The sequence below is a fragment of the Streptomyces sp. NPDC058221 genome, from assembly GCF_042882365.1.
Classification (GTDB): Bacteria; Actinomycetota; Actinomycetes; order Streptomycetales; family Streptomycetaceae; genus Streptomyces.
Genome location: NZ_JBHVWF010000009.1, coordinates 49,720 through 64,187 on the forward strand (window position 1 = coordinate 49,720; position 14,468 = coordinate 64,187).

General features: G+C 72.2%; 13 protein-coding genes and 1 riboswitch. Of the genes, 4 read left to right on the forward strand and 9 right to left on the reverse strand.

What is annotated here, in order from left to right:
* Positions 1-232: 232 nt before the first annotated feature.
* Positions 233-1,483: a cytochrome P450 gene (locus ACFVW8_RS05250; protein ID WP_389686228.1), complete on the reverse strand. Its 1,251-nt coding sequence runs from the start codon at positions 1,481-1,483 to the stop codon at positions 233-235.
* Positions 1,484-1,800: 317 nt separating this feature from the next.
* Here ACFVW8_RS05250 and ACFVW8_RS05255 point away from each other — a divergent pair, with 317 nt between their 5' ends.
* Both ACFVW8_RS05255 and ACFVW8_RS05260 read left to right on the forward strand, forming a co-directional pair.
* Complete coding sequence (locus ACFVW8_RS05255) at positions 1,801-2,970, forward strand: steroid 3-ketoacyl-CoA thiolase (RefSeq protein WP_389686229.1); 1,170 nt, start codon at positions 1,801-1,803, stop codon at positions 2,968-2,970.
* Between the two features lie 120 nt (positions 2,971-3,090).
* Positions 3,091-4,386, forward strand: a complete 1,296-nt coding sequence (locus ACFVW8_RS05260) for an alpha/beta hydrolase (RefSeq protein ID WP_389686230.1) — start codon at positions 3,091-3,093, stop codon at positions 4,384-4,386.
* A gap of 79 nt (positions 4,387-4,465) precedes the next feature.
* Here ACFVW8_RS05260 and ACFVW8_RS05265 read toward each other — a convergent pair whose 3' ends face one another.
* The 6 genes from ACFVW8_RS05265 to ACFVW8_RS05290 all read right to left on the reverse strand — a co-directional run bounded on the left by ACFVW8_RS05265 (position 4,466) and on the right by ACFVW8_RS05290 (position 10,902).
* Positions 4,466-4,906: a transglycosylase SLT domain-containing protein gene (locus ACFVW8_RS05265; protein ID WP_389686231.1), complete on the reverse strand. Its 441-nt coding sequence runs from the start codon at positions 4,904-4,906 to the stop codon at positions 4,466-4,468.
* 303 nt (positions 4,907-5,209) lie between these two features.
* A complete protein-coding gene (locus tag ACFVW8_RS05270) occupies positions 5,210-6,037 on the reverse strand; it encodes an ECF transporter S component (protein WP_389686232.1) in 828 nt (275 codons plus the stop codon).
* On the reverse strand, positions 6,034-7,758 hold the full coding sequence (locus ACFVW8_RS05275; RefSeq protein ID WP_389686233.1) for an ABC transporter ATP-binding protein: 1,725 nt from the start codon (positions 7,756-7,758) through the stop codon (positions 6,034-6,036). Before ACFVW8_RS05275 ends, ACFVW8_RS05270 begins: the two co-directional genes overlap by 4 nt.
* Positions 7,755-8,954 carry an energy-coupling factor transporter transmembrane component T gene (locus tag ACFVW8_RS05280; RefSeq protein WP_389686234.1) on the reverse strand — a complete coding sequence of 400 codons (1,200 nt, stop codon included), beginning with the start codon at positions 8,952-8,954 and terminating at the stop codon, positions 7,755-7,757. Before ACFVW8_RS05280 ends, ACFVW8_RS05275 begins: the two co-directional genes overlap by 4 nt.
* Positions 8,951-9,634, reverse strand: coding sequence for an SCO2322 family protein (locus ACFVW8_RS05285; protein ID WP_389686235.1), 684 nt, complete (start codon positions 9,632-9,634; stop codon positions 8,951-8,953). Before ACFVW8_RS05285 ends, ACFVW8_RS05280 begins: the two co-directional genes overlap by 4 nt.
* The gene (locus ACFVW8_RS05290) at positions 9,631-10,902 is read right to left on the reverse strand and encodes a prenyltransferase/squalene oxidase repeat-containing protein (RefSeq protein WP_389686236.1); all 1,272 of its coding nucleotides are present in this window, start codon (positions 10,900-10,902) and stop codon (positions 9,631-9,633) included. The genes ACFVW8_RS05285 and ACFVW8_RS05290 overlap by 4 nt, the downstream gene beginning before the upstream one ends.
* Before the next feature lie 127 nt (positions 10,903-11,029).
* Positions 11,030-11,102, reverse strand: a riboswitch (cobalamin riboswitch).
* 11 nt (positions 11,103-11,113) lie between these two features.
* On the opposite strand from ACFVW8_RS05290, the gene ACFVW8_RS05295 reads away from it, so the two are divergent.
* Positions 11,114-11,581 carry a hypothetical protein gene (locus ACFVW8_RS05295; RefSeq protein ID WP_389686237.1) on the forward strand — a complete coding sequence of 156 codons (468 nt, stop codon included), beginning with the start codon at positions 11,114-11,116 and terminating at the stop codon, positions 11,579-11,581.
* 6 nt (positions 11,582-11,587) lie between these two features.
* Here the strand turns inward: ACFVW8_RS05295 and ACFVW8_RS05300 are convergent, their stop codons facing one another.
* Positions 11,588-12,211 (reverse strand): TetR/AcrR family transcriptional regulator, encoded by a 624-nt coding sequence (locus ACFVW8_RS05300; protein WP_389686238.1) that lies wholly within the window; start codon positions 12,209-12,211, stop codon positions 11,588-11,590.
* 95 nt (positions 12,212-12,306) lie between these two features.
* Here ACFVW8_RS05300 and ACFVW8_RS05305 point away from each other — a divergent pair, with 95 nt between their 5' ends.
* Positions 12,307-13,239 carry an alpha/beta fold hydrolase gene (locus tag ACFVW8_RS05305; RefSeq protein ID WP_389686239.1) on the forward strand — a complete coding sequence of 311 codons (933 nt, stop codon included), beginning with the start codon at positions 12,307-12,309 and terminating at the stop codon, positions 13,237-13,239.
* Between the two features lie 49 nt (positions 13,240-13,288).
* Here ACFVW8_RS05305 and ACFVW8_RS05310 read toward each other — a convergent pair whose 3' ends face one another.
* Positions 13,289-14,422, reverse strand: a complete 1,134-nt coding sequence (locus ACFVW8_RS05310) for a winged helix DNA-binding domain-containing protein (protein ID WP_389686240.1) — start codon at positions 14,420-14,422, stop codon at positions 13,289-13,291.
* Between the last annotated feature and the right edge of the window lie 46 nt (positions 14,423-14,468).

Below are 14,468 nucleotides of genomic sequence, written 5' to 3' on the forward strand. Positions count from 1 at the left end.
GGATGCGCGAAGGAGGCCGGTCGCGCCCCCGACACCATGCCGAACAGGGCGGCGGGCATGGCGACATGGAAGGCGAACCGGCCCAGCACGGCTTCGGCCCGCACCCCGAGGAGGGCGCTGCGGCCGACCGCGTAACCGACGGCGGTCAGTATCCAGATCGGCGTGAAAGCGGAGAGCAGGGCGTGCATACCGGCCATGATCCGGAACGCCCGCCCGGAGTCCCGCCCCGCCCTCAGCCGCTCGTGGCGCTCACCTGGAGCTGCTTGATGCCGTTGAGCCAGGCCGACCGCAGCCGTCGTGGATCGCCGACCAGCCGCAGATCCGGCAGCGCGTCGGCGATGGCGTTGAAGATCAGGTCGATCTCCATCACGGCCAGGGACTTGCCCAGGCAGAAGTGCGGGCCGCCGCCACCGAAACCGAGGTGCGGATTGGGGTCGCGGGTGATGTCGAAGGTCTCCGGGTTCTCGAAGACCTCCGGGTCGTTATTGGCCGAGGAGTAGAACAGCCCGACCCGGTCGCCCTTCTTGATCTGCTGTCCGCCCAGTTCGAGGTCCTGGGTCGCGGTCCGCTGGAAGGAGACCACGGGCGTCGCCCAGCGGACGATCTCCTCGGCGGTCGTCCCCGGCCGGTCGCGCTTGTAGAGCTCCCACTGCTCGGGGTGGGTCAGGAACGCGTGCATGCCGTGGCTGATGGCGTTGCGGGTGGTCTCGTTCCCGGCCACGGCGAGCAGGATGACGAAGAAGCCGAACTCGTCGGACAGCAGGTTCCCCTCGCCCTCCGCGGCGACCAGCTGGGAGACGATGTCCTTGGCCGGGCACTCCTTGCGTGCCGCCGCGAGGTTCATCGAGTACGAGACGAGCTCCATGGCCGCCTCGGCGCCGATCTCCTCGGTGATCGCGTACTCCGGATCGTCGTACGAGGCCATCTTGTTGGACCAGTCGAAGATCCGGGTCCGGTCCTCCTGCGGTACGCCGATGAGCTCGGCGATGGCCTGGAGCGGGAGTTCGACGGCGATGTTGTTGACGAAGTCGAACGAGCCGTCGTCGTCCGCGGCGGCCTGCGCCGTCTCGACGATCGAGCGCGCCCGGGTGCGCAGCGCCTGCTCCAGCGAGCGGATGGCGCGGGGCGTGAAGCCGCGCTGGACGATCTGCCGGACCCGGGTGTGCTCCGGCGGGTCCATGTTCAGCATGATCAGCTTCTGGACGTCGATCTGGTCGCGGCTGATCGTCTCGTTGAAGCGGATCACCGCGGTGTTGGTGTTGGACGAGAAGAGCTCGGGGCGGGTCGAGACGTACTTGACGTCCGCGTGCCGGGTGACGACCCAGTAGCCCTCGTCGTCGAAGCCGGAGATACCGGCGGGCTGGGTGCACCACCAGACCGGCGCGGTCTCCCGCATCCGGGCGAACTCGGGGTGCGGAATGCGGGATTGGAGCAGGTCGGGGTCGGTGAAGTCGAACCCTTCGGGCAGATGGGGGCAGGGCATCGGCAGCTCCAGGTCAAGAACGCCAGGTCGGTCCGAGAGTCGCCCGGGGTTTGTCTGACGACCCATCAGAAGTTGCCCGAAAGGTAGTAACGAGTTCTACAAGTGGCAAGAGGCGTGGCCGGATCTGTTGCGTGAAGCGGTGGTGAACCGGGCTGGTTTGTGGTGGGTGCTGCCTGTGAAGGGTGGGCATGGTCCGTGCAAGACCCTTGCGTACCCGGGGTAATCCTCATAAGACTGCACGCAGAACTAGAACGCGTACTAGTTCCTTCCGTGGGCGCCGGGACGCCTCTGCGGAAGTGCGAGGAGAGGACGAGCTCATGGCCGCGGAACCCGTCATCGTCGAAGCCGTACGCACCCCCATCGGCAGGCGCGGAGGCGCGCTCGCCAATCTGCACCCCGCCTATCTGCTGGGTGAGACCTACCGTGAACTTCTCGGCCGGACCGGCATCCACGCCGACTGCGTCGAACAGATCGTCGGCGGCACCGTCACCCACGCCGGCGAACAGTCCATGAACCCCGCGCGCAACGCCTGGCTCACCGTGGGGCTTCCGTACGAGACCGCCGCGACGACCGTGGACTGCCAGTGCGGCTCCTCGCAGCAGGCCTCCCACATGGTCGCCAACATGGTCGCGGCCGGGGTGATCGACGTCGGCATCAGCTGCGGCGTCGAGGCGATGTCGCGGGTGCCGCTCGGCAGCGGCTCCAAGCACGGGCCCGGTAAGCCCTGGCCCGACGAGTGGAACGTCGACCTGCCCAACCAGTTCGAGGCCGCCGAGCGCATCGCCCGCAAGCGCGGCCTCACGCGCGCCCGGGTGGACTCGCTCGGCCTGATCTCCCAGGAGCGGGCGGCCGTCGCCTGGGCCGAGGAGCGTTTCAAACGGGAGACGTACGCCGTCCAGGTGCCCACCACCGAGGCGGAACAGGCCGCGGGGCAGGGCATGTGGCGGCTGGTCGACCGCGACGAGGGGCTGCGGGACACCACGATGGAAGGGCTCGCCGGGCTCAAGCCGGTGATGCCCACCGCCATCCACACCGCGGGCAACTCCTCGCAGATATCCGACGGCGCCTGCGCGATCATGTGGGCGTCCAAGCGCATGGCGCGGGCGCTCAAACTCAAGCCGCGGGCCCGGATCGTGGCCCAGGCGCTGGTCGGCTCCGACCCGCACTTCCACCTCGACGGCCCCGTCGACGCCACCCGTGCGGTGCTCGGCAAGGCCGGGATGTCGCTCAAGGACATCGACCTCGTGGAGATCAACGAGGCCTTCGCGTCCGTGGTGCTGAGCTGGGCGCAGGTCTTCGAGCAGGATCTGGAGAAGGTCAACGTCAACGGGGGTGCCATCGCGCTCGGCCACCCGGTCGGCGCCACCGGGGCCCGGCTGATCACCACCGCGCTGCATGAACTCGAGCGAAGGGACAAGGAGTTCGCTCTGATCACCATGTGTGCGGGCGGTGCGCTGGCCACCGGCACGATCATCCAGCGTCTGTAGGGCCTGTGCGGCGGGGCATGGCCGGGGGAGCTCCTCAGCCCGAGGGTGTCGTTGGATACACCCTCGGCCGGGGGTGTACGCGGATGTCGGCCCCGGCCACGGCTGCCTAGCGTCGTGGTCATGGAAAACAACGCGAGCAACTCCACCAGGACGACCGGCAGTCGACGGGTCCTGGCGGCCGCCACGGTGGTGGTTCTCGTCGCACTGGGCGCGGTGCCCGCCGCGGCGGCCGGGCAGCCGGTGACCGGCCGGCAGGCACCCGAACAGCACACGTCCGCACCGGCCGCCGGGCGGCACGACGCGCGCGGCGAACTCATCGCTCTCACCCCCGTCGCCACCCACGACCGGGACGGCGTCGCGGACTTCCTCGCCTCGGCGGGCATGGACACGGGCACCGTCCGGCACGGCGTCCGGGCCTACCGCCTCACCTACCGCACCGTCACCCCGCAGGGTGGACCCACCACCGCCACCGGCCTCTTCGTGCTCCCCGAGGGTGGCGCCCACCGGCTGGACCTGGTCTCCGACACCCACGGCACGATGGCTCACCGCGACTACGCGCCCTCGGCCACCGAGGACTCCGGCCGCTACGCCGCCTATCTCCAGGCCTCGGCGGGCCGGGCGGTCGCCGCACCCGACTACCTGGGCCTGGGCAAGGGCCCGGGCCTCCACCCGTACATGGACACCGGCTCCGGCGTCACCGCGTCGCTCGACATGCTCCGCGCCTCGCGCACCGCCGCCCTGCGGCTGGGCCGCCCGCTCACCGGCGACGTGTACGCGAGCGGCTTCTCGCAGGGCGGCCAGGTCGCCATGGCGCTGGGCAAGGCGCTCGAAGGCGGTGCCGACCGCCGGCTCACCCTGCGGGCGCTGGCCCCCGTCTCTGGTCCGTACGACCTGGAGCACGCCGAGACACCCGCCATCTTCGACGGCAGGGTCAACGACACCAGCGCCCTCTTCTACATGACGTACTTCCTCACCGCGCAGAACCGGCTCCACCCGCTTTGGAAGGACCCGTCCGAAGCGTTCCGGGAGCCGTACGCGGACATCGTCGACGACCTCTTCGACACCAACCACTTCGAGGAGGAGATCATCCCGGCCCTCCCCGCGACGCTGAAGGAACTGCTCACGGACGAGTACTACGAGAAGATCCAGCACCCGACCGGCGCCCTGCTCGCGGTCATCCGCGCCCAGGACGGCAACTGCGCCTGGAAGCCGGACGTTCCGGTACGTCTCTACTCCTCGTCGGGCGACACCGACGTCCCCATCGCCAACGCCCGCAGCTGCGCGGCCGATCTGGCGAAGCGGGGCGTGCGGGCGCCGGTGATCGACCAGGGCACGACCAGCCACAACGAGACGTATCTGAAGTCCGGACCGCAGATCGTCCGCTGGTTCGACGCGGCATCGGCGGCGCGGCACTGACGTCGTACGCGGACGACGACGGCCCCGACCGCACTGCGGTCGGGGCCGTCGCCTGCTGCCGGAGGAGCTCCGGGCCGGCTCAGTACCAGCTGTTGGACTGCCAGAACTCCCAGGCGCCGCACGGGCTGCCGTAGCGGGAGTTCATGTAGTCCATGCCCCACTTGATCTGGGTGCCGGCGTTGGTCTGCCAGTCGGAGCCCGCGGACGCCATCTTCGAACCGGGCAGGGCCTGGACCAGGCCGTACGCGCCGGAGGAGGCGTTGGTCGCGCTCGGGTTCCAGCCGCTCTCGTGGCTGACGATGTTGCTGAAGCACTGGAACTGCGCGTCGTCACCGATCATCTGCCTGGCCGTGTCCTGCGCACTGCCGCCGGAGGAGGCCGGCGCGGCGGACGGAGCGGCCATGGCCGATGTCGCGCCCATGGTCAGGCCGCCTGCGCTGAGGAGTACGGCGGCGCCGGCCATGACGGTCTTGCGACGGGCGGTGCGGGGCTTGGCGAGAAGGGTGCTGGCGAACGACACAGGGAACCTAACGTCGGGAACGGTTGAGTCGCCCGCCGGCCCGAATCGTGCCTGGCCCGGTGCTCGTTGACCGCTGTCCGTTCCGGTGGACGCTGCGGTGCTCGGCGACGTCAACCAGTGTTAGCGGCGCCGTTCAACCACCGCAATGACCCCCGGTACGACCCCGCTTCGCACCCAGGACCGAAGGTCCCGAACCAGCCCAAAACGCTTCATAGCAGCTCGGAGGGGGCGAAGTGGGGGGTTGCGTACGATCCCGGCGGCTCCTATTCCGCTTCGTACAGGACCAAGGTCCTGTGGGTGCCCTCACTCGTCCGGGACCCCGAATGTGACCTGGGCCTCGAAGGCGGCGCGGCGGGTGGCGCGGCGCAGTGCCTTCAGCAGCGCCGCCCCGACGGTCAGCGTCAGCACGACGGTGAGCACGGACCGGCCCAGGTCCCAGCCGAGCGAGGTGGCCGTGCAGTAGGCGAGGAAGCGCACCAGGTTGTCGGCCAGCGCGTCACCGGGATGGAAGGAGATACCCGAGCCGAGGCCCGGCACGATGGTCCAGCCGTACAGATTCATGACCGTCCCGTACGCCAACGCCGCGACCGCCCCGTACGCCGCCAGCATCAGCAGCTCGGCGCGCCCCCGCAGCCGGTCCGGCGCGGGCAGCAGCCCCGCGCCCATCGTGAACCAGCCCATCGACAGCATCTGGAACGGCATCCACGGGCCCACCCCGCCGGTGAGCAGCGCGGAGGCGAACATCGTCACCGACCCGAGCACGAAGCCGAAACCGGGACCCAGTACCCGACCGCTCAGCACCATCAGGAAGAACATCGGCTCAAGCCCCGCCGTGCCCGCCCCCAGCGGCCGCAGCGCGGCGCCGACCGCGGCCAGCACCCCCAGCATCGCCACCGCCTTCGCGTCGAGCCCGGCGTCCGCGATCATCGCGACCACCACCCCGACCAGCAGCGGCAGCAGCGCGGCGAACAGCCACGGCGCGTCCTGCGAATGGGCGAGACCCGAATCGGCCCCGGCCAGCAGCGGCCAGCCGAAGGCGACCACCCCGATCGCGCTGATCAGCACCAGCGCGGCGACGGCACGCGGCCCGAGCCGCACCGGACGGGCACCCCGGCCCTTCGTGCCGCTCACGCGCCGCCCCCCAGTGCCTCGCGCACCTGGGTCACGGTGAGCCACTCCTGCGGGGCCAGGATCTTCGCGATCTGCGGGGCGAACGCCGGGGACGACACCACGACCTCCGGGGTCGGCCCGTCCGCCACCACCTCCCCGTCGGCGAGGACCACCACCCGGTGGGCCAGCTCGGCGGCCAGCTCCACGTCATGGGTGGCCAGCACGATCGCGTGGCCCTCGGCCGCCAGGGTGCGCAGCACCCCGACGAGCCGGGCCTTCGCCGCGTAGTCCAGGCCCCGGGTCGGCTCGTCCAGGAGCAGCAGCGGGGGCCGGGCGGTGAGCACGAGGGCGAGCGCCAGGGCGAGCCGCTGTCCCTCGGAGAGATCACGGGGGTGGGTGTCGTCCGGCACGCCGGGCAGCAGCTCGGACACCAGCGCCCGGCAGCTGCCCGGTGCGGCGCCCGCGTCGGTGTCGGCCGCCGCGCACTCGGCGGCGACGGTGTCCGCGTACAGCAGATCGCGTGGCTCCTGCGGTACGAGGCCGACCCGGCGCACCATCTCGCGCGGCGGCGTGCGGTGCGGGGTCCGGCCACCGACCAGGACCGTGCCGGAGGTGGGCTCGACCATGCCCACGAGGGCGGCGAGCAGGGTGGACTTGCCCGCGCCGTTACGTCCCATCAGTGCGACGGTCTCGCCCGGCGCGACCGTGAGGGTCACCCGGCGCAGCGCCTCGATCCGGCCGCGCCGCACACCGAGGCGCTCGATCCGGGTGGTGGCGTCGGTGACGGGCCCGGCGGCCGCGGTCTCCTGCGTACCCCGGCCGAACAGCCGGCCCAGGGCGGACCGCCGCACGGCGGGGCGCGGCGCGGCGCTCACCCCGGCCGGCAGCCGCGGCCCGTCCGCACCGCCGACCGGCCCCGGCGGCACACCCGCGAGACGCTCCCGCATGTCCGAGGCCCGCCGCCTGGCGTCCCGGACCGAGAGTGGCAACGGGTCCCAGCCCGCGAGCCGCCCCAGCGCCACCACCGGCGGATGAACCGGCGACACCGCCATGACATCGGCGGGTGCGCCCATCACCGGGGCGGCGCCCGGCGAGGGCAGCAGGACGACCTGGTCGGCGTACTGCACCACGCGCTCCAGCCGGTGCTCCGCCATCAGGACCGTCGTCCCCAGGTCGTGGACGAGCCGCTGGAGCACCGCGAGGACCTCCTCGGCCGCCGCCGGGTCCAGCGCGGACGTCGGCTCGTCCAGCACCAGGACCCGGGGGTGCGGGGTGAGGACCGAGCCGATCGCGACCCGCTGCTGCTGACCGCCGGAGAGCGTGGCGATCGGCCGGTCGCGCAGCCCGGCGAGGCCCAGCAGATCGAGCGTCTCCTCGACCCGCCGCCGCATCACGTCCGGGGCCAGGCCCAGCGACTCCATGCCGTATGCGAGCTCGTCCTCGACCGTGTCGGTCACGAAGTGGGAGAGCGGGTCCTGGCCCACCGTGCCGACGAGATCGGCGAGCTCACGCGGCTTGTGCGTACGGGTGTCGCGCCCGCCGACGGTGACCCGCCCGGTCAGGCGGCCGCCGGTGAAGTGCGGCACGAGCCCCGACACGGCGCCCAGCAATGTCGACTTACCGACCCCCGAAGGGCCGATGAGCAGCACCAGCTCACCCTCCGGGACGCTCAGATCGACCCCCGACAAGGTGGGCCGCTCCGTGCCCTCGTACCGCACCGAAACATCGTCGAACCTGATCACAGCTGCTCCTCGAAGCCTGTGGGGGAGGGCGGAACGGGCGCGACCAGCGCGGGCAGCAGACCGATCAGCACCGCGGCTGCGGGCCACAGCGGCAGCACCGGCGCGGTCAGCGGCACGACACCGGGGTGCAGCGCCGCAGGATCCGCGCCGCCCGCCCAGATCATCGCCACCGCGACCGCCGCTCCGGAGCCCGCGACCAGCCAGGCCCGTACGCCCCACCGGTCGGGCCGGTAGCGGGTCCGCACCGAACGCGCCCCGCCGAGCCGCAGCCCGGCCATCGCCGCGACCAGCCCGGCGATCAGCAGCGGCAGCCCGTACACCGCACCCTGCGCGGCCAGCAGCCCGTACGTACCGGCGCACACCCCGAGCAGCCCGCCCAGGGTGAGGACGTTCGTGGTGTGCCGGACGGCGGCCGGCACCTGCGCGGTGCGCCCGTAACCGCGCGCGTCCATCGAGGCCGCCACCGCGACCGAACGCTCCAGCGCGCCCTCCAGGACCGGCAGCCCGATCTGGAGCACGGCCCCGACGCCCCCGGTCGGCCGGCCGCGCAGCCGGCGGGCGGTGCGCAGCCGCACCACGTCGGCGACCATGTTCGGCGCGAACGTCATCGCGACGACGACGGCGACTCCGGCTTCGTACAGCGCACCGGGCAGCGACTTCAGCAGCCGGGCCGGGTTGGCGAGCGAGTTCGCCGCGCCGACACAGATCAGCAGGGTGGCCAGTTTCGCCCCGTCGTACAGCGCGAAGAGCAGCTGCTCGGCGGTGACCCGGCCGCCGATCCTGACCCCCTTCGCCCAGTCCGGCAGCGGCACCTCGGGCAGGGTGAACACCTCGTGCGTGCCCGGGATCGGCGAACCGAGGAAGACCGAGAACAGCAGCCGCACCCCGATGACGAACAGCCCGATCTTGATGAACGCCCCGTACGACCGGGCCCACGGCGCATCCGTCCGGCGCGCGGCCACCACATATCCCGCCACGCCCACCAGCAGGCCGAGCAGCAGCGGATTGGTGGTCCGGGACGCGGCGGTCGCGAGCCCGAGCGCCCACAGCCACCAGGCCCCGGCGGGCAGCGCGTTGCTCCGGGTCGCTGCGGGGGCGCGCCAGGCGCGGTGACCGGAGGGGTCCGGGGCGTCCGCGGCGCGGACCGCGATACCGGCCGTCCGGGAGTCCCCGGCGGCGTCCGTCGGGCCGCTCATCCGCGGCGGCGGCGGGCCTGCGCGACTGCGGCGATGCCGAGCAGAAGGACGGCGCCGACCCCGACGAGAACCCCGGCGGACGGGCCGCCGCCGGAACCGCCGCTGCCGGTGGCGGCCGAAGCGGATGTGGGCGAGGACGCGCTCGCCGTGGCCGGCCGGCTGCTGTCCCCGCTGTCGGAGACCTGCTCACCGCAGCCCTGGACCGGATAGCCGGAGATCGCGCAGAGCAGTGCGTCGTTCCCGTAACGCAGCGGCTTCGCCACCGACGCGAGCGCCTCCGCACTGCTCGCGTCCTTCGGGACCTGCGCGCACGCCGTGCGTGGCGGGGGCGGCGTCTCCCCGGCCGGCGCGTCGGCGGCGGTGCCGGGGTCGATGACGAGCGCGACCCGTTTGGTGCCGCCCTTGGCGGGCGTGTCCGCGCAGATCTTCGCGAAGCCGGGGGAGCGGCGCGGCTTCGCCGCGTCCTGCGAGTCGGCGCTCACGGAGAACCGGAAGCCCTGCACGGCGCCGTCGTCCGGCCGGAGCAGGGACGGCCCCTGGGTGGCGTACGTCCACCCGCTGCCGGAACCCTCCCAGAAGGACCAGTAGCGGTAGCCCGCCGCCTGGGCCGTGCCCGTGCCGAGCACCGCCAGGACGGCACCCAGGACCAGCAGCGCGGTGGCCCTTCCGGCGCGCCTCACAGCTGCTGGTTCTTCCGGCGGCCGCTGATCAGGAATCCGGCGCCCGCGCCGACGGCGAGACCGATCCCGACGAACCACCAGACACCGCCGATGCCGTCGCCGTCGCCGCTGTCCTTCTTCTCCTCCTCCTCGGTGGCGCTCGCCGTCGGCTTCTTCTTCACGGAGGCGGGCGCGGGCCCGGTCGCGTTCAGCTGGGCGACGAGGTCGGCGCCGCCGAAGTCGTGCACATCGGCGCCGGTCGAGTGGGCGGCCATGACCAGCTGCGCGTAGGCGGCCGGACCGCTCTGCTTCGCCCAGCCGGCCGAGTTCTTCGCCAGCCAGTCCACGGACGCCGCGGCCTTGTCCTTGTGACCGGAGGCGGACAGGGCGACGACCGCGTCCGCGGTGTTGCCGAAGTCGGGCTGCGGGCTGTCGTCCTCAGCCCCCGGCATCGGCGCCAGGTCGAGGTGACCGGTCTTCGCGAGGGCCCCGGCGAGGTAGTGGGCCCCGTTCTGGGCGGCCTGCTCCGGCTTGAGCGGGGTGTCCTTGCTGCAGGTGGGGGCCTTGACCGCGGCGTTGTTGCCGACGACGAGCCCCTTGCCGAGCGAGCCGAGCACACCGGCCGCGGTGGCGTCCCCGTTGGCGGCGAGCTTGCCTGCCTTGTCGGGCTGGTAGGCGAAGGCGCCGCCGTCCTTGCCGCCGCACGGGATGGCGAAGGTGAGCAGGGCGTCGTACGGGGTCCTGCCGCCGTCCGTCGTCACATCGCCTAGCCGCTCCCCGGCGCGGGCGAGGGCGCCGATCACGATGGAGGTGGAGTTCGCGTCACTGGTCCCGCCGGCGGTGTAGCCCCAGCCGCCGTCCTTGTTCTGCACGGACTTCAGCCAGTCGACCCCGGTGGCGACGAGATCCTTGTGCCCGCCGACCTCGTGCAGCGCCTGCACGGCCGCCGCCGTCGCATTGGTGTCGATCATGGTCTTGTCGTTGCACGGCACGGAGGAGTCGGGCCGGTACGCGGGAAACGCCCCGCTGTCGCACTGCTGGCCGATCAGCCAGTCCACCGCCTTCTTGGCGGGCATGACGCCCACGGCCCGCTGCGAGACGAAGGCCAGCGACTGCCGCCACACCCCGTCGTACGTCGGGTCCGTCGTGCCGTACAGCCCCGAGGGCAGCGCGGCGGACGGCGAGGGGGAGGGGGACGGTGCGGCGACCGCGGACGGGGCTGCGGCCGCGGCCGCACATAGCACGGTGGCGGTGGCGGCGAGCGCAGCTGCGCTGCGGCGTACGGTCATGGCGGGCGGGGCCTCTCCTGTGGGAAACCGGGCACAGGCACACACAGGCACCAGGCTCCGGCTCCGTATACCTCGACGGTGCCGGCCACCGGGGTTCCGATGGCGCGAGCCGGTCACGACACGTACAGGGCATTCCGACTCCCGCCAGGTGAGGCGGTCACGGCTGCGGGTCAGTGCCGGATTCGCACCGGCTTCCCCCTGAACGGGCATGATGACGACTCGCACACTCTACCGGGCGGGCCCGTCGGGAGCCCTGGCCGCCTGGCAGATCACGGTCTGGGTCGTGACCGGCGCGGCCCTCTCCGGCGTCGGCTTCGTCGCGAGCCTGGCCGCCCACGACGTGGGCAACGCTCTCGTTGTCACGGCCGCCGGCGTTCCGCCGGCCTTCGTGCTGGGAGCCCTCTGCGCCTGGTGGCTGCAGCGCCGTTCGACCCCGGCCGCCGACACACGTGACATCGGCCCGGTCCCCGTCGACGACAGTCCCCTGCCGCGTGTCCGGGTTCGACCACCTGGTACCGGGCGCGTTGACCGCCACGCCCACCGGGCCGCAGCCGGCCACCGGGCACGAAGCCGGGTAGGGCCCGGCGCGGGTATCGGCGCGCCGGGTCATGTCCGTACCCGGTCCTGGGTCCGCCCCGGGGCGCGTGCTGGGCGTGGCTATGAGGCGGTTCCGGGGTGAGGTCCGTCAACCCTCGTCAGGCGCCGGCCAGTTGCCTTCACTGCTGCTCACGCCGAGGGTCTGCGCGAGCGCGTCGAGGGTCACGTCCACGATGGCGCGCAGTTGCTCCGCGCCCGCCCCGGCTCTGCTCATGACGGCAAGGGACTGGTTCACGGCCGCGATGTGGAGGGCGAAGGCCTCGGCTGTCCCGTCGTGCAATCCGCCGGCCTTCAGTGCGGTGCGCAGCCGGGAGCGCTGGAAGCCGACCGCCTCCCTCGTGCGCGCGGCGAGGGCCGAGCTCAGTACCGGGACCGCCATGGCGGACTGGGCCACCAGGCAGCCGTCGGGCACACCGGGGTCCGCGATGCGTTCCAGGGTGACCTCGAAGAAGGCCCGCACGGCTGCGAGCGGCCGGTCGGCGGCACAGGACAGTGCGGCGTCGTACCTCCCTCCGTAGCGCGTGGCGTAGCGCTCCAGACAGCGCATGAAGAGCGTGTCCTTGTCCCCGAGGGAGGAGTAGATGGAGCTGCGGTTGAGCCCGGTCGCCCGGGACAGGTCGTCCACCGAGGTGTCGGCGTAGCCGGCCCGCCAGAACTGGATCATGGCGGCATCGAGTGCCGTGTCGGTGTCGAACTGCTTCTTGCCGGCCATACCGCACCTCGCTGCCGCTCTGCCCCTGTGCCGCCGATCATCTCATCTTGAACTAAACAGTTCAAGATGAGTAGGCTCCACGCATGGAAGAAACCATGACTGATCCTGCGATCACCGCCCACGTCTCCGGCCATCCGGTCCCCGGCCTGCCGCTGCACGACCTGGCCGGATTCACCCACCGCTGGGTCGACGCCGGCGGTGTCCGGCTTCATGCGGTCGAGGGCGGTCAGCGGAACGGGCCGGCCGTCGTACTGCTCGCCGGATTCCCGCAGACCTGGTGGGCCTGGCGAAGGGTGATGCCCGCCCTGGCCGAGAGGTACCACGTCATAGCGGTCGACCTGCCGGGCCAGGGCCACTCGGAACGCCCGGAAGGCAGCTACGACACGCACACGGTCGCCGCACACGTCCACGCCGCGGTGGAAGCGCTCGGAGTCCAGGAATACTCGCTGGCCGCCCACGACATCGGCGCCTGGGTCGCCTTCTCCCTGGCCCTGAAGTACGGGAGCCGGCTGCGTGGCCTCGCGCTGCTCGACGCCGGAATCCCGGGCATCACACTCCCCGACTCCATCCCGACCGACCCCGCGAAGGCGTGGAAGACCTGGCATTTCGCATTCCATCTCGTGCCCGACCTCCCCGAGACGCTGCTCGAAGGCCGTGAACGCGAGTACGTCAGCTGGTTCCTGAAGGCCAAGGCCCTTTCCCCCGGCACCTTCGGCGAGGCGGAGATCGAGCAGTACGCCAGGGCCCTCGCCGCCGACGGCGGACTCCGCGCCTCCCTGGCCTACTACCGGGACGCCGCCGAATCGGCGCGGAAGAACCACGAGGCCCTTGAACGACAGCACCTGACGGTGCCGGTGCTCGGGATCTCCAGCAGCCACGGCTCCGTTCCCGACATGGCAGCCTCCATCGCGCCGTGGGCCGACAACGCCACCGGGGCCGTCGTGCCGGACGCAGGACACTTCATCCCGGACGAACAGCCAGGCGCTGTGGCGGCCGCGCTGGCCGGATTCATCGCCGAGAACCAGTGACGCCGGGCGGGCAGTGACGTCAACCCGGCCTGAGCGGCGACCGCGCCGGTCACAGCATCCGCACCTCGGCCTCGGGGAGCTTGGGCCACCAGTGGTGGTAGCGGCTGTAGACCGCGACCTCACGTCCGTCGAGGAGGGCCGTCAACGACCGGGCCTCCGCGGCGAGTCCGTCCCAGGTGGCGGGTGACAGCGGTTGGAAGGCCGTGGCCTCGATGCCGTCGGCCGTGGAGCGCCACACCCCGGCCACGTATCCGTCCACCAGCAGGGTGGGCAGTACGTCGCCGTTGCGCCGGATCACCAGGGGCCGGAAGTCCGGCGGTATCACCCGGCTGCGGTCGGCGTAAGCCAGCAGAGTGCTGTCCCACATGGCCATGAGCCGAGGAGGGGCGGGCGTACCGGCGGCTGGCCGGGACGCCCCCGGGACGTCGAACAGCACGCCGCCGTCAGGCCCACGCAGCTGCTCGACGGCGTCGCCCAGGAGCTGGAGCGCTGCGCGCACGGCCGTCCGCTGCACCATGGCGAACTGCGCCACGTCACCGACCGACGCGGGCCCGAATCCCGCCAGATAGCGCAGAATCAGGGTCTCCAGTGCCTGCGGATCGACGGCCCGGCCGGCGGGCGCGGGCCCCGTTCCGGCTGCGATGAAGGACGGCCGGTGGCCGAACGTCCAGAGCGCATCCGTCGGGGCGTGATGCAGGGGCGCGTAACCCTTCAGCCCCCACCACGCCCCGTCCTTCTTCTCGGGCCCGAGCCGCTCCTCGGCCCACGCCTGCATCTGGGCCGAGGTCCGCGGCCGGTCGGCGAACGCCAGCAGTTCAGTCACCAGCTCCTCGGCGTCCGCGGGAGTCAGCCCCGCGGCGGCGAATCGGGACCCGAGCCGGGAGGCGTACAGCGTGGGCTGCATCGCCGCGCGGAAGGCCGGGTAGTCCTCGGCGTGCACGGCGTGCAGGGTGATCCGCATCAGCGTCGCCTTGACCACCGATCGCGCGGCGAAGGCGGCGTCGAGATCGGCCGGAGCGAAACCGGTGAGCCGGTTCCACAGGGCCACGTACGGCGAGGCCGGGTGCTGCGCCTGGAGCGCGACCACCCGCCGCACCCCCTCGGGAACGGTCAACGGCGCGCGCTCCAGGAGTAGCTGACGGCTGAGGGTGGCCCGGTTGAGTTCGCGCGCGGTGATCGTCACGACGAGGATTCTGCCCTGTCCCGCGCCTGTCGGCAGTGGTTCGGCC